Annotated in this window: 15 protein-coding genes and 1 riboswitch; of the genes, 8 read left to right on the top strand and 7 right to left on the bottom strand. The window is 38.9% G+C overall.

What is annotated here, in order from left to right; genetic code table 11:
* Nucleotides 1-22: 22 nt before the first annotated feature.
* From R2Q80_RS09730 to R2Q80_RS09710, 5 genes are all read right to left on the bottom strand, one after another.
* Nucleotides 23-799, bottom strand: coding sequence for an enoyl-CoA hydratase/isomerase family protein (locus R2Q80_RS09730; protein WP_316799413.1), 777 nt, complete (start codon nt 797-799; stop codon nt 23-25).
* Between the two features lie 31 nt (nt 800-830).
* The gene (locus R2Q80_RS09725) at nt 831-2,918 is read right to left on the bottom strand and encodes a ComEC/Rec2 family competence protein (protein WP_316799412.1); all 2,088 of its coding nucleotides are present in this window, start codon (nt 2,916-2,918) and stop codon (nt 831-833) included.
* A gap of 3 nt (nt 2,919-2,921) precedes the next feature.
* Nucleotides 2,922-4,952 carry a helix-hairpin-helix domain-containing protein gene (locus tag R2Q80_RS09720; protein ID WP_316799411.1) on the bottom strand — a complete coding sequence of 677 codons (2,031 nt, stop codon included), beginning with the start codon at nt 4,950-4,952 and terminating at the stop codon, nt 2,922-2,924.
* Entirely contained in the window at nt 4,942-5,739 is a 798-nt protein-coding gene (locus R2Q80_RS09715) for a type IX secretion system membrane protein PorP/SprF (protein ID WP_316799410.1), read from the bottom strand. The genes R2Q80_RS09720 and R2Q80_RS09715 overlap by 11 nt, the downstream gene beginning before the upstream one ends.
* A gap of 142 nt (nt 5,740-5,881) precedes the next feature.
* Nucleotides 5,882-6,217: a MerR family transcriptional regulator gene (locus R2Q80_RS09710; RefSeq protein WP_316799409.1), complete on the bottom strand. Its 336-nt coding sequence runs from the start codon at nt 6,215-6,217 to the stop codon at nt 5,882-5,884.
* Between the two features lie 118 nt (nt 6,218-6,335).
* Between R2Q80_RS09710 and alaS the strand changes: the two genes are divergently transcribed.
* On the top strand, nt 6,336-8,954 hold the full coding sequence (gene alaS / locus R2Q80_RS09705; protein WP_316799408.1) for an alanine--tRNA ligase: 2,619 nt from the start codon (nt 6,336-6,338) through the stop codon (nt 8,952-8,954).
* Between the two features lie 37 nt (nt 8,955-8,991).
* Here the strand turns inward: alaS and R2Q80_RS09700 are convergent, their stop codons facing one another.
* Complete coding sequence (locus R2Q80_RS09700; RefSeq protein WP_316799407.1) at nt 8,992-9,495, bottom strand: hypothetical protein; 504 nt, start codon at nt 9,493-9,495, stop codon at nt 8,992-8,994.
* 248 nt (nt 9,496-9,743) lie between these two features.
* Between R2Q80_RS09700 and gatB the strand changes: the two genes are divergently transcribed.
* The 5 genes from gatB (at nt 9,744) to R2Q80_RS09675 (ending at nt 15,841) form a co-directional block, all read left to right on the top strand.
* On the top strand, nt 9,744-11,207 hold the full coding sequence (gene gatB / locus R2Q80_RS09695; RefSeq protein WP_316799406.1) for an Asp-tRNA(Asn)/Glu-tRNA(Gln) amidotransferase subunit GatB: 1,464 nt from the start codon (nt 9,744-9,746) through the stop codon (nt 11,205-11,207).
* Complete coding sequence (locus R2Q80_RS09690) at nt 11,207-12,319, top strand: TlpA disulfide reductase family protein (RefSeq protein WP_316799405.1); 1,113 nt, start codon at nt 11,207-11,209, stop codon at nt 12,317-12,319. Before gatB ends, R2Q80_RS09690 begins: the two co-directional genes overlap by 1 nt.
* 103 nt (nt 12,320-12,422) lie before the next feature.
* A complete protein-coding gene (locus R2Q80_RS09685) occupies nt 12,423-13,112 on the top strand; it encodes a response regulator transcription factor (protein WP_316799404.1) in 690 nt (229 codons plus the stop codon).
* A 179-nt stretch (nt 13,113-13,291) separates the two neighbouring features.
* Nucleotides 13,292-14,014 (top strand): RluA family pseudouridine synthase, encoded by a 723-nt coding sequence (locus tag R2Q80_RS09680; protein WP_316799403.1) that lies wholly within the window; start codon nt 13,292-13,294, stop codon nt 14,012-14,014.
* 36 nt (nt 14,015-14,050) lie between these two features.
* Nucleotides 14,051-15,841, top strand: a complete 1,791-nt coding sequence (locus R2Q80_RS09675) for a chloride channel protein (protein WP_316799402.1) — start codon at nt 14,051-14,053, stop codon at nt 15,839-15,841.
* 80 nt (nt 15,842-15,921) lie between these two features.
* On the opposite strand, the gene R2Q80_RS09670 is transcribed toward R2Q80_RS09675, so the two are convergent.
* Nucleotides 15,922-17,328 (bottom strand): sigma-54 dependent transcriptional regulator, encoded by a 1,407-nt coding sequence (locus tag R2Q80_RS09670; protein WP_316799401.1) that lies wholly within the window; start codon nt 17,326-17,328, stop codon nt 15,922-15,924.
* A gap of 193 nt (nt 17,329-17,521) precedes the next feature.
* Nucleotides 17,522-17,715, top strand: a riboswitch (cobalamin riboswitch).
* A gap of 97 nt (nt 17,716-17,812) precedes the next feature.
* On the opposite strand from R2Q80_RS09670, the gene R2Q80_RS09665 reads away from it, so the two are divergent.
* On the top strand, nt 17,813-19,681 hold the full coding sequence (locus tag R2Q80_RS09665; protein ID WP_316799400.1) for a TonB-dependent receptor plug domain-containing protein: 1,869 nt from the start codon (nt 17,813-17,815) through the stop codon (nt 19,679-19,681).
* A 32-nt stretch (nt 19,682-19,713) separates the two neighbouring features.
* On the top strand, nt 19,714-20,304 hold the full coding sequence (locus R2Q80_RS09660; protein WP_316799399.1) for a DUF6580 family putative transport protein: 591 nt from the start codon (nt 19,714-19,716) through the stop codon (nt 20,302-20,304).
* Nucleotides 20,305-20,362: the final 58 nt, after the last annotated feature.

Raw genomic sequence — 20,362 nt, 5'->3', positions numbered from 1 at the left:
TATTTTAAGTTAATGTAATATATTACCAATGAATTTTTTCTTTATTGAGGAACGATTGAATCCCATTTTTAAAATCTTCATGCTCCCGAACACGGGCATTTATTTGCACTGCAATTTCCAAACTCTTTTCAAAAAAAGGATTTGTTGTTTGTGTAATCAGCTGTTTTGTAATCATTAAAGAGTTTCCAGAACAATCGCTACACAAACTTAACGCAAATTCAGTTACTATATGATGGATTTCGGAGGAACTTGTTACAAAATTTATTAAATTATACTCAAGTGCCTGAGCTGCTGATAAAATCTTTCCTGTGAGTAGCAATTCTTTGGCAATGGTTTCATTTACTTTTTGCTTTAAAAAACATGAAACGATTGCCGGTACGAAGCCAATTTTCACTTCAGTATATCCAAAACTGCTCTCTGGTGTTGCAAATACGATATCGCAAATGGTAGCCAATCCACACCCTCCTGCAATTGCAGGTCCTTCAACCTGAGCAATTACTACCTTGGGAAGATAATAAATTGTTGTAAACAGTTTCTTCAAACGTTTAGAGTCAACGACATTTTCTTCAAAAGTGTTTTTTTGCAGTTGTTGCAAGTATTCCAGATCTGCACCTGCGCTGAATGCCACCCCATTTGCATTTAGAATCACCACTTTAACATCATCATCTTCTGATGCCCGGATGAAAGTTTCAGTTAATTCAGTGATCAGTTCAGGATTTAGCGCATTCCTCTTTTCAGGTCTGTTGATGGTGATGGTAGCAATTCTCTTATCTACATTATACAAAACCAGATTTTCCATGGATGATTGATTTCTTTATGCTGCAATTATATTACTGGGTTAGATTAATCAAATATGCAGGATTTTTCTTTAAGATATATGATGATACCCTATTATTTTCAGCAAAAGCTTTAAATGCAACTATTTTATATTCTTTATTTGTTGCATCTATAACGAGGTTTTTATATTCAATTTGTTTAGAAAGCTTTTGCAGATCAAATTGATTATTTCCGGTTAACCAAATGCAGGACAATTTCGCCTTCCCTCGTATCTGCTTATCATTGAAGCATTCATCAATAATCATAATCCGATATTTATTGAAGATAATCTGATGATTTTTCTGAATGAAATATGGTCTGACAATATTTTCGTTCAATTTAAAAAATTCGGTTTTATTCGTGTAGGCCTGCTCCAAAGCCGGCTTGACAGCAGACAGATAGATGTTATCTCCGGCAGCCAGATCAGTAACCAACACCGTGTGGCGACCGGTTATAAAGGCGGCTGCGTAATTTTTTCTTAAAGAAAAAAAGATAATTTTTTTTTGCTGCATTATTTTCCATTCCCGATAGGAAATCATTAAACTGTAGGTCAGATAAAATATCATTCCAAACGCCAGGATTTTTTTTTTGAATTTGGCGAAGGCCAAGATAAATAAGATCAAACCGATACATAGGAAAATAAGTTCCGGAAGATTAATCCATATGACCGGAACTGTAGCATACGGCAGATTAGACATCCATTTTAATCCGGTATTGGTTGAAACAATAACCCATTCAAATAGGGGAGAAATATGATTTAGAAAAGGGAATAAAACCGCTAAACCTAAAACCATCATCAGGATTAGGGGTATAGAAATAAAAAGATTGGCAAGCAAAAAATATACAGGGAACTGATGAAAGTAATAGACACTTAAAGGAAAGGTTGCGAGTTGGGCTGATAAAGATAAGGCGATGAGTTCCCAAATTTTATCTATCCATTTGTTTTTAATATAGACCCAGCTATTAATTTTTGGTTGAAGGTAGATTAAACCTAAAACTGACAGGTAAGAGAGTTGAAAACCAACATCCCAGATGAGGAAAGGATTGTAAGCTAATTGACAAAATGCAGAAAAAGCTAAAGTGTTGTATGCATTTTTATTTCTAGCGAATGTTTTCGCTGTTATGAAAATGCTAATCATTATCGACGCTCGTACCACTGAGGGCGACAATCCGGTTATTAATGCATAGATCCAGATAAGGGTACATATCAGTACAAACTTCAGGATGCTTAGCCATTGCTTTTTATCAAGAAAGGCCAAAAGGAAATCAAGCACAAAGAAAATAATGGCTACGTGACTACCGGAAACGGAAAGCGCGTGTATGGTACCAGTTTTCGAATAGGCATTCAGTGTTTCTTTATCCAGATCAGCACGAAAACCTAAAATGAGTGTTGATGCCACAGCGAAAGCCTCGTTATTTTTTATCAGGCTGCGATATTTGATAATTTGATGTTTCCTGATTTGCAGCGCAAGCCTGATTACCGGATTACCACAATTCCTGTTAAGTATCTTCATATGATTCTGATCAATAAATGTTTGCCTATATATATTCTGTGAGGCAAGCCACCATTTAAAATCAAATTCTGCAGGATTGTAGGGGGGATCGACGGGTAAATACCTACCGGAAATGATGAGTTCATCGCCATAGTCCAGGTTAATGGAATGAAGTGTATCTATTGTTAAAGCAACCATTAATTGGCCGGTGGATTTAATTCGCTTACGGGATTGGTATGCACAAATCACCTCAGCTTTAAACCGAAGAATATTACCTTTTCGCTGTGGCTCATCTTTTACCCAGATACGAACGGATGTAGAGGTTTGCTTTCCAAAATAATCGCGGCGAATCTGCTGGTTATTCCATAAACTTATTAAACCACCTAAATTGAAGAAAAAGAACAAAGTTAAGATGCCAGAAATCCCTTTAAAGCGATGCACGTTAAACTTTTTGTAGGTGATGTTCAGCGTCAAGATTAAGACAAAAAGAAAAAAAGTACAAAGAGAAAGCCAGTTAATAACCGTTAGAACCGGAAAAAAATAAAACAGTGGAATTCCTGATACAAATGGCACTAGAATCCTGACAAAGATGTATTCTGATTTGAACATTGGTTAAAACTGATACCTTACCTGCACTTTTATCTCAGATTTTTTATTACCCTGTATTTCATCGAGATATGTCCCAACAGTTTCAGCATTGCTATACACGAACATGGCATATCTTGTCCAGATGTTCATTTTTTTGCCCAGCTTATATCTGAAGTTAACATAAGACCTGAAGCCTTTTCCACTGTACATTCCAAACGTGAAATTATATAGGACATCATCTTCGTAGGCATAAATCCGGCTGTTGTAACCAGGGGTATTGAAATAGGCGAACCGGATATTTCCGCTAAGTTTTGAGACCAGTGAAGAATAATTTATATCCTGATAAATCAGGTAGCCAAACTCGCTGTTGGCATCTCCTTTCTTATATTGAGAAACCTCAGCACGGTTTTGAAAAGCCCAGTGATGGTTGAGTTGCCAGTTGATGTCGAGCCGGTACGCTTCTTTTTTGACGTTATCTAAAAAATTAAGGGGAACTTCAAGATCTGTATTTTGCTGTTTTGTTTCTGTTTTAAAGCGCATGAGCAGTTTGAATGTTTTGGACGGGGTATAAATAGCTTGAGCGAAAATCTCGTCTCCCTTAGAGGGTGCATCTATCCTGTATTTGAGCCAGGGAAACTGAAAATAATCTGTATAAAGGGAAAAGGCCCAACGTTTGTTAGGCGTAATATTTAATCCGGCATACAGGCCCTTTTCATTTACTGCTTCACTGGCTTCGGCCATACCCTGATTAAAAAAGCTATGATAATTTTTCGAATAGTTGCGATAACTTGCAGATGCAGATACAGTTGGCGATATACTCATTAGCAGTCCACTGGTATAAGCAAATCCGCTGTTTAAACTTTTTGCAGCCTCTCCAAATAAATAAACGTTTTTGAAAGTATAATTATAATAAGCACCCAAATTGGTTAAGCCATCACCAGTATAGCTAAACCGATCATAAGTGGCTGCCTGGGTGATGAATGAGTTGCTAAATTTTGTATGGTAAGCAATCCCTCCAATGACCATGTTATTTTTTGTATACTGAAGAACAGCACCATAGATCTTTTGACCTAAAGCGTCATTATTTTTAATTTCTGTCGCCGTTCTATGCAGGCCTGTTTGATTTATTGTTGCCTGGACCGTATTTCCGGAATCATCAATGCTCTGACTGGCATCAAGTTTTCGATAAGACAGGAAAGGGGTAATTTCGATATTGGTTGCGAGAGCAATTGTTCCGGAAATACCCCGGAAGAATGAGTATTCATTGGCGGAAGAATAGGGACGTAAACCAAGATCCTTTTTTGCTATACTGGTTACCTCAGGGCCTTTGCCAAATGAAAATCCGGACCAAAGAGTTAATCCCTGACCAAATTGTAGTGCATAGTCTCCTATAACCAGTTTTTTAATTCTACCCAATTTAAATACCGCGATATTCCATGACAAAAAATCAAATGGTTTAGCCGTAAATTTTTCACCTGCATCTTTATCCAATGTTAGCGAAGCCGAAATTATTGAACCAAAGTGGTAGCGGTAACGGGTTTGAAATTTTTCAGGTGATCCGAGGTATCGGTTGCCTGGTAGATCTTCGAAGCCTTTTTGCTTTTGCAAGTTTTGTGCAAAGCGCATAATCAAATCACTTTCACCAAGTTTAAAAACGTTCCTAAATTTAAACTGCTCATATTCGCCAAGTGACCTGAGCGTTACGAATGGCAGCAAATTTTGTATTGTTCTGATATCAAAACTGTTAATACTCTGAAGCTCCAATACATCAGTCAATTTCCCGTTTTCTTTGATATAGGCGAAGAAATTGCTTATTTGTAAAGGCGAGAGGAATACGAGCGCTTTCAATTCTTCAGGATTTGTATGATTTAAATTAATCGGATGCTTTCTCAACCGGGCTAAGACATCTGTCAATTCAGTTATATCATAATCGTCGGGAAGGTTTTCGGCAACACTTTCCAAAATGTCATTGATGTTAGCCTCCTCAGTATTTACTTGTGCTTTTGTGATAAAACCCGTTAAGACAAATGCAATGATCAAAAAACTAGAACGCATAACCCAGTCCGATTTGAGGTGTATAACCTAAGTTGGCATCATAGGCGGTTGCCATATCAATATTCAGCTTGTTGAAGTTTAGACCAAAGCCAGCATACTGCTTAACCTGCCTTACACTAAAGCCACCTCTCAACCTTAAAATACTCATGATTTTATATTCAAGTCCGAGACCGGCATCTGCTATCTTTTGAATATCTCTAACAAAGTACCCCGCTATTAAGACTTTATCTGACGCAAAATAGGTTGCGCCAACACTTACTGAGGTGGGGATACCGGAGGATACCTGAGACTGAACAAATTTCTGCCGGGAGGGATTACTGATTAAAACGCCGAATGCAAATTTATCTACTTTATAGAGCGCACCAGCATCAATAGAAAAGGCTGTTGCCGAGCCATACTCTGGAATTTTAACCTGATGATAGTTTCCTTTTATCGCAATAGAGAGGTGCGGGCCAAACTTTCTGCTATATGCAAAGGTAGCCTTGCTTTCTGTATAACCGCTAAAGCCATACTGTTGATATCCGGCCCCAACAAAATTATTATCGAGTGGTAAGACGAAAACGGCAGCCTGGGTACTGATCTCATTGCTGAATAAATGTTTGATATAGGCAACAGAAACGGTAGCTTTTTCAACATCAGTGATAGCTGAAGCGTTACCCTGTATGGCCCATACGTCTCGTACAGCTATACCATTGCCACCCAAAGCGGTAAGATGTGGGCCCAAAGTATTTTGAGCTGATGAAGAAAAATGAACAAGGGAGATTAACAATGCATTCCATATTTTCATAAAAGGGCGTTAAACCAGTTAATAAAAAATAGGGGTGATTGTATTTGATTACTCTAATATAGGATATTTATTTAAAAAAGAAAAAAGTGTATAAAATTTTATCTTAGGAAATGCTAAAGATAGCTTACTGACTTACAAACACTTACAGTTCCTGCGCTAAGTTTACCAGAAATCCCTTCAGTTTTTCCAGTGAATCGATTATTTTTTGATTTTCCTTTACATCTGACTTATTGTTTTTCAGGTGTTCTTTCGCACCTTTTAAAGTGAAGCCCTTTTCATCGACCAGATTAAAAATAATTTTCAGATTTTCAATGTCTTCAGGGGTAAATAATCTATTGCCTTTCTTGTTTTTTTTGGGTTGAAGAATATCAAATTCCTTCTCATAAAAACGAATCTGGGAGGCGTTTACATTGAACATTTCAGTCACTTCGCCCATGGTATAGTACATTTTATTGATGTCTCTTTCTTTATACGGCATAACTTGTGCTTGATTATGAATGTTTTATATCGATTAATTAAAGTATTCAAATGTAGCTCGATTTTTCCTGAATAACGCAATAAAGTTTTAATTTTGTTCCTCCAATTAATAAAATGTAATGACAGCAAAAGAGATCAGACAGGCATTCCTCAGTTTTTTCGAATCCAAACAACATCACGTTGTTTCATCGGCACCGATTGTGGTTAAGAACGACCCGACATTAATGTTTACCAACGCTGGTATGAACCAGTTTAAAGACTTGTTTCTTGGGGAGGCTGCAATTAAATATGCCCGTGTTACAGACACTCAACGCTGTTTACGAGTTTCGGGAAAACACAATGATCTGGAAGAAGTTGGCATTGATACATATCATCATACCATGTTTGAAATGCTGGGCAACTGGAGCTTTGGCGATTATTTTAAGAAAGATGCTATAGCATGGAGCTGGGAATTATTGACTGAAGTTTACAAAATTCCGAAAGAGAAACTGTACGTAACCTATTTTGAGGGCGACGAAAAGGAGGGGCTTGAAAAGGATCAGGAAGCCTACGATTTTTGGAAACAATACGTTGATGAAAGTCACATTTTACCGGGCAACAAAAAAGATAATTTCTGGGAAATGGGAGATACAGGACCATGTGGACCATGTTCTGAAATCCATGTGGATTGTCGTACTGATGATGAAAAAGCTTTAGTTGATGGAGCTACACTTGTCAATGCTGATCACCCACAGGTGATTGAGATCTGGAACAATGTATTTATGCAATTCAACAGACTTAAGGATGGCTCTTTACAAAGTTTGCCTGCCAAACATGTGGATACCGGGATGGGCTTTGAGCGTCTGGTGCGCGTATTGCAGGATAAAACATCGAACTATGATACAGATGTTTTTCAACCTTTGATTCAGTTTATTTCTGAAAAAGCAGGAATCAAATATGGTGAGCATGAAAAAACTGACATTGCGATGCGTGTTATGGCCGATCATATCCGGGCAATTTCATTTGTAATTGCCGACGGACAACTGCCCTCGAACAACAAGGCCGGATATGTTATCCGCAGGATTTTACGCCGTGCAGTTCGTTATGCCTATACATTCCTGAACTTCAAAGAGCCATTTTTAAATCAATTAGTTCCACTATTGGCCGAGCAATTTAAAGGGGTTTTCGATGAATTAATTTCACAGCAGGACTTTGTTCAGAAGGTAGTTCTGGAAGAGGAAGTTTCCTTTTTGAGAACTTTATCTACAGGCATTCAACGTTTTGAAAAATACCAGGCAACAAACAATACTGTTCAAGGCGCATTTGCTTTTGAATTATCTGATACGTTTGGATTTCCAATCGATTTAACTGAGCTGATGGCACGTGAGAAAGGCTGGTTAGTGGATTTAGCCGGATATGAGCAGGCGCTGAAAAAACAAAAAGATGATAGCCGGGCTGCTACCGCTATTGACACTGGCGACTGGGTAACTGTGCATACGGACGATCAGAGTGAGTTTGTAGGGTACGATGACCTGGAGATTGAGACCGAAATCCTCAAATACCGCAAGGTTAAGGCCAAAGGAAAAGAACAATTTCAAATCGTTTTGCGTCAAACCCCTTTTTATGCGGAGGGTGGTGGTCAGGTTGGAGATACAGGTAGATTAGAAGACCACAGTCGCCAGTTCTGGGTTGATATTACTGATACGAAAAAAGAAAACGGGTTAACCGTACATTTCGCCGACATATTGCCAGATTATCTGGAAGGAAAGTTCTGGGCTGTGGTGGATGAGGATAAACGAACACTCACAGAAGATAATCATTCAGCCACGCATTTACTGCACGCGGCTTTGAAGCAGGTATTGGGCACTCACGTCAATCAAAAGGGATCACTTGTGAATGCAGATTACCTTCGCTTCGATTTTTCTCATTTTACGAAAGTAACGGATGAAGAGCTGGCACAAATCGAAGTGATTGTGAATCAGAAAATCAGGCAAAATATCAAACTAAAAGAGCAGCGAAACGTACCTTATCAGGATGCAATAGAGAGCGGTGTTACTGCTTTGTTTGGAGAGAAATACGGTGATTTTGTGAGAATGATCACCTTTGATGACCATTTTTCAAAGGAACTTTGTGGGGGTACGCATGTAAAGGCAACCGGGCAAATTGGATCATTTAAAATCGTTTCAGAGAGTGCTGTTGCTGCAGGTGTACGCAGAATTGAGGCCATTACTGCCGATAAAGCAGAGCAATACTTTTTAGATCAACGGAGAGAGTTAGGTCACTTAAAGACACTTCTAAACGGCGCCAAGGATTTGACAGCTGCAGTACAAGCCTTAGTGGATGAGAACACGAAACTTAAAAGAGAGATTGAAAAATCAACACTTGAGCGGGTAAATACTCTAAAGCATGAGATCGTTCATCATGTAAGAGGAATTCATGGAGTAAATCTTATTGCAAAACACATCGACTTGCAAAGTGCAGAGGCGGTTAAAAACCTGGCTTTTTCGCTGAAAGACATGATAGATAATCTGTTTCTTGTTTTCACTACTGAGATCGATGGTAAACCGGGTATTACAGTGATGCTTTCCGATCACCTGGTGAAAAAAGGAATGAATGCTTCAAATATCGTTCGCGAGTTAGGAAAAGAAATTCAGGGCGGCGGCGGCGGTCAGCCATTTTACGCTACAGCAGGAGGCAAAAATTCTGCGGGTTTAGGTACTGTTTTGGAGAAAGCCGAAAGCTTCATTAAAACACATTAATAAAAGAAAAAGAGGCCCGAAAGCCTCTTTTTTTATTTTAGTGTCTACCGTGTTTTTCCCGGTGACCACGGGAGAAGAGGCTGGAATTAACTCTTCGATCGTGTCTTCTGTAATCCACATGCTGTGGTCTGTAATCCCTTCTTGGTCCAGAATATCTGACCGGACCGCGGCCTCCATATGATGAGTGTACTACATTAACATGATTTGCATATCTTACTCTATGGCTGTTATAGCTGCGATATGGACTATTACCATACATCACGATTTTCCTACCATGGTTTAAATCGTAACCCCTGTATCTAGCAGGCAGGTATCTGGACCTTGTCCACCGGTTTCCACTCAAATAAACAAACTGGCGTTGGGGAACATAATAGTAAGACTGCACTTCAGGTAAATAGTAGTAATTTACGTTCTGATAACCTGCAGGAACCCATGCCGGTTGAGTGCCAATATTAAGACTAAGACTAACCTGAGCGTTCGATTGCTTTGATGTTAAAGCCACGATACCTACAATCGCGGAAATAATTAATAACTTTTTCATAATCGATAGTTTTTGTGTGTGTATCAACTGTAATTCAAACGCTATGCCAAAAACAATATTGTAACAGAGATATGAGATTAGGATAGGTAGGTGCGCTCAGTCATGAATTTTAAGAATCTGTTTCAAAAAAACATGGTAGGTTTCTTACAGATAAAGTTTAGTTAATAACTATATTTGCGTGTACAATTTTATCATGGATAAACCTGAACCCTGTTTATCTGTGTTCACCTGAGGATTATAAAAAGTAAATGCCTTTAACAGAAACAAGCCCACATCGCCATTTCGAACTCGTTTCAGGACTAGAAATACATGTTCAGCTGAACACCAATACTAAAATATTTTCTTCCGACAGTGCATCTTACGGGGCGCTGCCCAATCAGAACATCTCAACGGTTTCTTTGGCGCTACCGGGTGCTTTACCGAAATTAAATAAAGAGGTAGTAGCTAAAGCGATCAGAATCGGGCTTGCACTTAATTGCACTATCAATCAGATTAACCATTTCGACAGAAAAAACTATTTCTATGCTGATTTACCTAAGGGTTATCAGATTACTCAGGACAACCAACCGATTTGTGTTAATGGTTTTCTTGATGTTGAACTAGCTGATGGATCAATAAAAAAAATAGGAATAAATAGAATTCACCTGGAAGAAGATGCCGGTAAAAGTATCCATGATCAGGATGATCATTACTCTTTGGTTGATTTAAACCGAGCTGGTGTTCCCTTAATTGAAATCGTTACTGAACCCGATATCCGTAGTGCGGAAGAGGCCTCAGCCTTATTGAGTGAGATCAGGAAACTGGTACGCCATTTAGATGTTAGCGATGGGAACATGGAAGAAGGGAGTTTACGATGCGATGCCAATATTTCTATTCGGGAGCACGGCAGTGTAACATTTGGTACTCGTTGTGAGGTAAAGAACCTGAATTCTATGCGTAACGTGCGCAGAGCGATAGATTTTGAATTCGGACGACAGGTAGAGGTAATTTCAGAAGGGGGCAAGATTATTCAAAGCACGCTTAACTTTGACGCTGACAAGGGGACTACATCCCCGATGCGTACAAAGGAGGAAGCTAATGATTACCGCTATTTTTCAGATCCTGATTTGCAGCCAGTTAATATTTCAGATGAATGGCTAGCCGAAATAAAATCAGCAATGCCAGCATTGCCAGCGGAAATTTCAAAGCAAATGATTGCAGATTTTGGAATCAGCAAGTCCGATGCCGCGTTATTTGCTGAGGATCTGCATCTGTTAACTTATTTTAATGAAGCATTGCCTGCGGTAAAAGTGAAAAGAAATCTGATTAACTGGTTAATTGGCCCTATAAGAGCAGCTTTGAATGAGAAGGGAATAAATATTGGCAGTTACAAAGTTAAGCCCTTACAGCTAGCGGTTGCACTAAATCTGGTGGATGACAAAAAGATCACTCAGCAAATTGCAATTCAACAATTATTGCCGGCAGTAGAAGAGATAGAAAATGCCGATGTTACTGCCTTAGCGACGGATTTAAACTTACTTATTTCAGATGATGGCAACGAGGTAGAAGGGTTTGTCGATGAGGTATTAAGTAAATATCCTCAGCAGGTTGAGGCTTACAAAAAAGGAAAAAAAGGTGTGTTGGGTTTATTTGTGGGCGACGTGATGAAGCTTGCAAAAGGCAAAGCAGATGCAAAAAAAATAAATGAATTGATACTTGAAAAACTAAAATAATGAGATTAAAAAACTTAAGCCTTATCATACTAATTGCAATTGCTTTTACTGGCTGTAAACCGAAAGACAGTTTTACCATTGACGGAACCTTTCAAAATCCTGGTACGGATAAAAAAGTATTTTTATACGGTATGCAAAGCAGCCAGATGGTAGCTGTTGATTCGACTAACTTATCAGAAAAGGGCGAGTTCAAATTTATCCGTAAAACCCCCTCGGTTGATTTCTTCAGGGTTTCAATTGGCAATCATGAATTTATGTTGATTGCTAAAAACGGAGACGAAATTAAACTGGAAGCCGATCTGGCTGATAACTCTATGGCATACAAGATATCAGGTGCCAACGAGGTGGAGAAACTATCTGAATTGAATGTGATCAGAAATGAATTTGCTAAACGGGTTGAAAAGCTTCAGGCTGATTTTGAAACGAAAGTTGCCGGGCAGCCTCAAAACCGTGCTACAATTTTAGAACAAATGAAGCCACAATACGAATCTTACATTAGCCAGCTTAATAATTCAACATTAAAATTTGCGGAAGACAATAAAGGAACACTGGCTGGTTTTTATGCAATGAATACCTTGAGTCCTCAGGATTTTGAATCACAGCTGGTGAAGTATGCAGAGGAAATAAAAGATGAAATTAAAGGCAATGCAACTGTTGATGCATTCATCAAACAAATGGCCTCGCTAAAAACTGTACAGGTTGGACAGCTAGCACCTGCTTTTACAATGAATACATCGGATGATAAACCGATTAGCCTATCTGATTATAAGGGAAAATATGTGTTAGTAGACTTTTGGGCCTCATGGTGCCAGCCTTGCCGTCAGGAAAATCCGAATGTAGTTAAGGTTTATCAAAAGTTTAAAAACAGAAATTTTGATATCCTGGGCGTATCGCTGGATACTGACAAGGCTGCATGGCAGGCGGCAATTAAAGCTGATGGATTAGCCTGGAGCCATGTTTCAGAATTGAAAGACTTCAACGGAGAAACAATTAAGAAGTATCAGGTACAAGCGATACCAGCCTCGTTTTTAATTGATCCTACCGGAAAGATTGTTGCTAAAAACCTTCGTGGTGAGGAATTGGATGCATTTCTAACTAAAACGTTACGGTAAAAGAAACTCAATGTTAACCTAATTTAAGTGATTAACAATTTCTTAACTTATAGTTAACTCATAATTACATCAGAGACAGTACTTTCGTAACAAATATTTAACTATGAATAACGCAGGTCAGAAAATATTAATTGTCGATGATGAACCAGACATCCTGGAATTGATCGAATATAATCTTAAAAAAGAAGGTTATCAGGTATTTACAGCGTCAAACGGGCAAGAAGGAATTACTGTAGCCAAAAAGGTTCATCCTGATTTGATTATTCTTGATATCATGATGCCTAAAATGGATGGAATAGAGGCTTGTCGTTTGATGCGTGCAATTCCGGAGTTTAAAAATACCTTCATGGTATTCTTGACTGCCAGAAGTGAGGAGTACTCGGAAATTGCCGGTTTTAACGTAGGCGCCGATGATTATATTGCAAAGCCGATAAAACCACGTGCTTTAGTAAGTCGCATTAATGCAATACTTAGAAGGAATGCAGGGACAGAGGAGATATCCGAAAACAAACTGGAAATAGGTGATTTGGTAATCGATAGGGAGGCCTATCTGGTTTTTCAGAATGGGACCAAGGTGGTATTAGCCAAAAAAGAGTTTGAATTGTTGTACCTCTTGGCATCGAAGCCTGGTAAAGTTTACACACGTGAATCGATTCTTAAAAATATCTGGGAAGATTCAGTGGTCGTTACTAACCGTACAATTGATGTTCACATCCGTAAACTACGTGAAAAATTAGGTGAAACTTATGTATCGACTGTAAAAGGTGTTGGTTATAAGTTTGAACTTTCTTAAAATATACCTATGCAAGATGAACCGCAGATTTACAGAATGATCAGTAAATCTGCGGTTTTTTCATTTTGGAGGTTTTTTCAGCGGAGATCAACATTGCTCTTTATCGCTTTATCTGGGTTGAATTTCTAAACCAATAAAAATAAATCCGTATTTTTGCACCTCATTAATACGATCATAGTTTGAAGTACCCAAATTTTAAAGACCTTATTCTTTTCGAGGACAACGATTTCATTGTCATTAATAAACCACCCTTTTTGGCATCTCTTGACGAAAGAGGTGGCTCCGGAGAAACCAATGTGTTGCGTTTAGCAAAACAATACAGTGACGATGCCCAGGTTTGTCACCGTTTGGATAAGGAAACTTCAGGTGCTTTGATCATTGCGAAAAATCCTGAAGGATACAGGCATGCATCTATGCAATTTGAACGCAGAAAGGTTGACAAGACATACCATGCGGTAGTAGACGGCCATGTTATTTTCGATGATTTGCTGGTTGACTTGCCGATCTTAAATGATGGAAATAAAAACGTAACCATCGACAGGATGGAAGGTAAACGTGCTGAAACACGTTTCAATTCGTTAAAGTATTATAAGCACTACACCCTCGTTGAATGTAAGCCAATTACAGGACGTATGCACCAGATCAGGATTCATTTGGCTACACAACGTGCCGCGATTGTTGGCGATGATATGTACAAAGGGAAACCTGTTTTTCTATCGTCCATTAAACGTGGTTATAAACTCACTAAAGGAGAAGAGGAGCAGCCGATTATGAAACGGTTTGCCCTGCATGCACGCCACCTGGTATTTAAAGCTCTGGATGATCAGGACATTGTTATTGATGCCCCTTATCCGAAAGATTATGCAACTCTGATTAAGCTGCTAGATAAATTTGATGCTTAGCCTGTAGGGCCAGGCAAGAAATTAAAAAAAAAAACAATGTATATCCGCTTCGTAAATTACCTTGATAAGATTAACCAATATAGAAAATCTAAAATATCAAACCGTAATTTCCTGGTTATACTAGCCGTTGTTGTTGGCGTTTTGGCAGGCCTCGCGGCTGCAGTTCTTAAGAGTTTAACACATCATATTGAAGAATTTCTGCAGTCTGACTGGCACTGGAAATATAAATACTACCTGTATTTTGTATTTCCTATGATCGGGGTATTCCTGACCGTTTTATATATTAAATACTTCATCAGGAAAACGAAGTTTGAAACAGGCCTGACACCACTGTTGTATGCTATATCTAAAAAATCGAGTAAGATAGATTCACATAATATCTATTCACAAATTATTACGGCTGCAGTAACTGTCGGATTTGGCGGCTCCACAGGACTGGAAGCGCCCATTGTTACCAGTGGATCTGCAATAGGGTCTAATTTAGGAAGAACATTAGGCCTGTCTTACCGGGAGGTTACTATGCTTGTTGCCTGTGGAGCGGCCGCTGCAATTGCGGGCGCTTTTAATAGTCCGATCGCAGGTATTGTTTTTGCAATTGAAATTTTATTGCCTGAATTTACCATACCGGCATTTATTCCCTTATTACTATCCGCTGCTACTGCAGCAGTAGTTGCCAGACTGTTTTATACGCAGCAACTTTTTTACCTGATTACCGAAGGCTGGGAGGTGAATGCACTGTTATTCTATGTCGTTCTGGCCGGATTAATTGGTTTATTCTCCATTTTTTTCACCAAAGCTAATTATGCGATCAAAGGCTTTTTCTATAAAATCAAGCATCCTTATTCAAAGGTAGTCATCGGAGGACTATTGCTTGGTGCATTGGTGTTTTTGTTTCCTACATTATACGGTGAGGGTTACATTACGATAAATTCCTTGCTTAAGGGTGATTACCTCGCTGTGATAAATAATAGTATTTTTTCAGACTACAATCAAATCTCGGGCATAGTGATCCTGTTTACCGTAGCGACAGTTTTCATGAAATCGGCAGCCACATTAATTACTCTTGGCGCAGGTGGAAACGGTGGAACATTCGCTCCAAGTTTGATTATGGGCGGTTTAATCGGGTTTGTATTTGCCTATTCAGTTAATCTTTCAGGAGTTGCTCACTTAAATGTGTCAAACTTTATTGTTGCTGGAATGGCTGGGGCTTTAGGCTCTATCATGCATGCTCCTCTAACCGGGATTTTCCTGATCGCTGAAATTACCGGCGGCTACATTCTCATGGTGCCATTAATGATTACGACGGCCATTTCTTATGCTATTAACCGTAGCGTTCAGAAGCACTCCATCTACACCAAAGCTTTAGCAGATAAGGGCGAACTTTTGTCGCACGAAGATAAAGATAGTACTGTATTGAGCCAGATGAAACTCAGGTATCTGATTGAAAAGAGCTACCCTATACTTCAGCTAAACGACATCATTTCATTGAAGATGAGTGAGATGGTTAAATCACACAAGAATGTTTGCGCTGTTACCGATGAGGCCGGAGATTTCAAGGGAATTATCTATATGGAGGATTTATTTAACGAGATGCTCTCTACACCGGGTAAAGAAATGGTTAAAGCCTCGGACCTGGTTCAACAGGCGCCCAATGTTCTTAGTGAATCCGATGATTTGAAGCAGGTTCTTGAGAAGATGGAACAGGAAAATGCCTGGATTTTGCCGGTGGTTGATGAAGCTAACCGTTATGTAGGATTTGTTTCCAAAACAGCAATATTTAATAAATACAGGGCTTTATTGATGCGGCAAAACGATTATATGGATTAAAACAATTTGTGATACTAAAAAAGAAGGCCTGAATGATTCTCATTCTGACCTTCTTTAGTTTATCTTAAACCAGAACTAATTTATTCTGCCCGTTTCAGGCCAAATTTCTCTATTTTACTGTACAGGTGACTGCGCTGGATATCAATCTCATCGGCTGTTTTCGATACATTCCAGTTGTTTTTCTCCAGCTTAAATTTGATAAATTCTTTTTCTGCATGGTCTTTATAATCCTGGAAGTTATTGAAGCTATCGAAAGAAGACGAAAAACCTGTGCCGACTGTCGCATTGGCAATCTGAGTACTGGATGCGGCTCCGATATTTGTTCCGCCGCCAGGGTTGGCAAATGCGCGAACATCATTTTCGGTAATTACCTTATCGCTCAGGATAATCAAACGTTCAATCATATTATGTAATTCGCGAACATTTCCCGTCCATGGTAGTGCTTGTAAAGCGGCCATACCACCATCGTTGATCTTCTTGACAGGCATGCCATAATCACCGCATATGCTTTCTAAAAAGTTTTGCGCTATAACCGGAATATCATCAGTCCGTTCCGTTAAGTGCGGTACGTGAATATTGATTACGTTCAAACGGTGGTATAAGTCCATTCTGAAATTTCCGTCTTCAATTTCTTTTAGTAAATCTTTATTTGTTGCCGCTAAAACACGTACATTGACATCAATTTCTTTCTCACCGCCCACACGCGAAATTTTGTGCTCCTGCAGCGCGCGGAGAACTTTTGCCTGCGCGGAGAGGCTCATGTCACCAATTTCATCCAAAAAAAGAGTACCACCATTAGCCAGTTCAAATTTACCAATCCGTTGTTTAACGGCTGATGTAAAAGAGCCTTTTTCGTGTCCAAATAATTCGCTTTCGATCAATTCTGAAGGAATAGCAGCGCAATTTACCTCAATTAGAGGGCTATCGGCACGGTTTGATTTTTCGTGTAACCAACGCGCAACTAATTCCTTACCGCTTCCGTTAGCACCAGTGATTAAAACACGGGCTTCGGTAGGGGCAACACGTTCGATGGTTTCTTTTATTTTAGATATACTTTCAGATTCTCCAAGTATTTCACGTGTTTTACTTGCTTTACGCTTTAAAACTTTCGTCTCGGTTACCAACGTTCCGCGATCCAGACCGTTACGAACGGTGATTAAAAGCCTGTTTAAATCAGGTGGTTTGGAGATAAAGTCGAAGGCACCCTTTTTACTGGCTTCTACAGCAGTTTCAACGGTACCATGGCCGGAGATCATGATAAATGGAAGATCAGGCTTGATGATTTGTGCCTGCTCCAGCACTTCCATGCCGTCCATCTTATTCATCTTGATATCGCAAAGTACAAGATCATAATTCCCTTTTTTGATCATTTCAAGCCCATCGATACCATTATCAATATCATCGACATCGTAATTTTCGTACTCCAGAATCTCGCGTAATGTGCTTCTTATAGCCCGCTCATCATCAATAATTAATAGTTTGGCCATTTGGTAATTGTTTATTCAATTGATATGCGAATATATTATTTTTAAATTAATGTATAGTTTTTTATACAATGATTTAGGCTATAAACGGGAATAGATTGAAAAGGTTTTGTTAATTTTTACAATTGTTGAATTGATCAAAGATATAACAAGTAACGCTTTTGCAACATTCATTTTACATATCCCTTAATTTTACTACTTTTGCGACGCTTTTGGTTTCCGGAGATACAACCGGAATTAAAAGGGAATACAGTGTAATTCTGTAACTGTCCCGCAGCTGTAAGCTTCACAACGGTTTTTCAATCATTTCGCCACTGTTTCAATTCTGGAACGGGAAGGCCGGAAAACCGGAAGTAAGTCAGAAGACCTGCCTTTAGCGTATAATTTCATAGCTTTCGGGGATTGAAGCTAGGATTGAAGTACCAGCATTTTAAGTATTTTCATTTCCTTTTCGAATCTGTTGGCTGTGGGCAAAACTCACAATCAAATGAACAAACAAACAGTATTAATTGCTGCCGGTCTAGGGCTTGCACAATTAACGTTTAGCCAGCAGGCTAAAGCACAAAGCAAAGACAGCGTCCAGTTAAAAGATGTGGTAATCAGTGCTACAAAAAACGACCAGAAACAATCGCAAACCGGCAAGGTGGTTACCATCATCAGCAGGCAAGTGCTGGAGAGAAGCAATGGAAAATCGCTACCAGAGCTGATCAGCGAGCAGGCAGGTATCATCGTTGCCGGATCAAGCAGTAATCCAGGGCTTAATAAATCTGTTTTCTTCAGGGGAGCAGGCAGCGCTTATGCAGTTGTTTTAATTGATGGCATCGTTCAGAACGATCCGTCAGGGAATGGAGGTGCGTTCGATTTAAGACTTTTATCAATTGATCAGATAGATCACATTGAAATTTTACGTGGCGGACAGTCAACCATTTATGGATCGGATGCAGTAGCTGGGGTAATCAACATCATTACCAAAAAAGGGGGACCTAAAGGAAACACAATTTATGGTGTTGCAAGTGCCGGCAGTTACGAAACCTATAAAGGAACTATTGGTTTAAACGGTGGAGTAGAAGGGTTTTCTTACAACATCAACTATACTCATGCTAAAACTGACGGAATCTCTGAAGCTGCAAATCCGGCTGGCAATACCAGCACTTTCGACAAAGACGGGTTTAAGACTGACGCCTTGAATGCAAATTTCGGAATCAAATTGGACAACCACTTTTCGATTAACCCTTTTATAAGATACTATCACGGAAACTATAGTTTCGATGGAGGTGCTTTCGCTGATGCCAATAATTATTCGATATTAAAGAATTTCGCAGCTGGAACAAACGCAAAATATGAGTTTGCAACTGGAAAGGTTACCTTAAATTACAGCTATGAGGGAACAAGAAATGATGCACACAGTCAATATCCAAGTATAACTGAAGGCCGTGTTTCGTTGCTTGACCTGTTTTATAATCAAAAGCTAGGCAATAAATTAGACCTTTTGGTGGGTATTGATAACCGTGAGATGAAACTTTCTTCGGCTACGAACAAGCCTGAAACCAATATTTTTGCTGCTTACGGTTCATTGTTTTTACATGATTTGAGTATTTTTAATTTAGAAGTTGGCGGACGCTATAACAAACACGAGCAATATGGAGAAAACTATACCTATTCTATAACACCAAGCATCAACATCATTAAGGAGATTAAACTATTTGGAACGGTTTCAACTGCGTTTAAAATACCAACATTAAATATGCTTTTTGGCCAGTTCGGCGCTAACCTCGCCTTAAAACCTGAAAAATCTCAGAATTATGAGGCTGGTGTAAACTTCAGCTTCGCCGAGGACAAATTCAGTTTGCGTATTGCGGGTTACAAACGTGATTTAACGGATGCGATTATTTATGCTTTCCCCGATGGATACATTAACCAGATTAGCCAGAAAACTAAAGGTTTTGAAGTGGAACCAGCTGTAAAGGTGGGTAAATTCAATATCAATGGTTATTATGCATACGTAGAAGGGAATGAATTCAACTTTGTTGATAATGCCATTGCAGATTATCTTTTCCGCAGACCAAAACATACTTTTGGTTTAACTGCAGGTGTACAAGCTACAGATGACCTTTTTGTTAGTGCGAACTACAGATATTTTGGTAAGCGTAGCGATGGAAATTTCACAACCTATACTGTTGATCATTTACCAGCATATAAATTGTTGAGTGCATATGCTGAATATGCTTTGGCGAAAAAGCGTGTAAAGCTTTTCTTTGATGCAAAAAACATTCTGAATGAGAAATACAATGAGATTATTGGATATAATAGCTTGGGATTCAATTTTAATACGGGTGTGATTTTTAATATCCACTAAGAAGATTTAACTTTGTATAAATAACAGAAAATATGTCGAATCTAAAATTCAATCCACGCACCTTAATATTACTTTTAATGATTCTTGTTATTACAGGATTTCGTTTATTGGTAACATTTAACTCTGATGCCTTGAAGTTCGCGAACTTCTCTTCGATAGGAGCTGTTGCTTTGTTTGGTGGAGCTTATTTTAAAGACCATTTAAAAGCTTTCGCCTTTCCGTTATTAAGTTTGTTTTTAAGCGATTTCATACTGTCGGCCACTATTTTCAGTGAGTACAGCAATGGTTTTTTATATGAGGGATGGTACTGGACATACTTTGCTTTTGCCTTGATGGTATTGATTGGACGTGTATTGTTAAACAAAATCAATCCAGTAAGTCTATTAGCCTCCACTTTATCGATCGTATTGATACACTGGATTGTGACGGATTTTGGCGTTTGGTTTAAAAATCCAAGTTACACGCAGGACTTCGCAGGATTCTGGCTTTGTTTAGAAAGAGCAATTCCTTTCGAAATCAGATTCCTGGAGGGAACTCTCATTTACGGTGCAATTCTATTTGGTGCATTCGAGATCTTAAAGGCAAAATATCCGGTATTGAAATTCAGCACGAAGCAAGCCTGATTGGACTAAAATAAGCATAAGGTCCCCTTTTGATGCAAATCGAAAGGGGACTTTTTTT

This window comes from Pedobacter frigidisoli (genome assembly GCF_032678525.1).
In the GTDB taxonomy this organism is placed as follows: domain Bacteria; phylum Bacteroidota; class Bacteroidia; order Sphingobacteriales; family Sphingobacteriaceae; genus Pedobacter; species Pedobacter frigidisoli_A.
Note: the sequence above shows the minus strand (reverse complement) of the source record. Positions and strands in the feature narration are given on the sequence as shown.

Bases quoted from the DNA above. Each gene is read 5' to 3' on its own strand.
- R2Q80_RS09675 (WP_316799402.1), top strand. From the start codon at position 14,051: ATGTATATCCGCTTCGTAAATTACCTTGATAAGATTAACCAATATAGA.
- R2Q80_RS09720 (WP_316799411.1), bottom strand. From the start codon at position 4,952: ATGCGTTCTAGTTTTTTGATCATTGCATTTGTCTTAACGGGTTTTATC.
- R2Q80_RS09725 (WP_316799412.1), bottom strand. From the start codon at position 2,918: ATGTTCAAATCAGAATACATCTTTGTCAGGATTCTAGTGCCATTTGTA.
- gatB (WP_316799406.1), top strand. From the start codon at position 9,744: ATGCCTTTAACAGAAACAAGCCCACATCGCCATTTCGAACTCGTTTCA.
- R2Q80_RS09685 (WP_316799404.1), top strand. From the start codon at position 12,423: ATGAATAACGCAGGTCAGAAAATATTAATTGTCGATGATGAACCAGAC.
- R2Q80_RS09690 (WP_316799405.1), top strand. From the start codon at position 11,207: ATGAGATTAAAAAACTTAAGCCTTATCATACTAATTGCAATTGCTTTT.
- R2Q80_RS09710 (WP_316799409.1), bottom strand. From the start codon at position 6,217: ATGCCGTATAAAGAAAGAGACATCAATAAAATGTACTATACCATGGGC.
- R2Q80_RS09670 (WP_316799401.1), bottom strand. From the start codon at position 17,328: ATGGCCAAACTATTAATTATTGATGATGAGCGGGCTATAAGAAGCACA.
- alaS (WP_316799408.1), top strand. From the start codon at position 6,336: ATGACAGCAAAAGAGATCAGACAGGCATTCCTCAGTTTTTTCGAATCC.
- R2Q80_RS09660 (WP_316799399.1), top strand. From the start codon at position 19,714: ATGTCGAATCTAAAATTCAATCCACGCACCTTAATATTACTTTTAATG.
- R2Q80_RS09715 (WP_316799410.1), bottom strand. From the start codon at position 5,739: ATGAAAATATGGAATGCATTGTTAATCTCCCTTGTTCATTTTTCTTCA.
- R2Q80_RS09665 (WP_316799400.1), top strand. From the start codon at position 17,813: ATGAACAAACAAACAGTATTAATTGCTGCCGGTCTAGGGCTTGCACAA.
- R2Q80_RS09730 (WP_316799413.1), bottom strand. From the start codon at position 799: ATGGAAAATCTGGTTTTGTATAATGTAGATAAGAGAATTGCTACCATC.
- R2Q80_RS09700 (WP_316799407.1), bottom strand. From the start codon at position 9,495: ATGAAAAAGTTATTAATTATTTCCGCGATTGTAGGTATCGTGGCTTTA.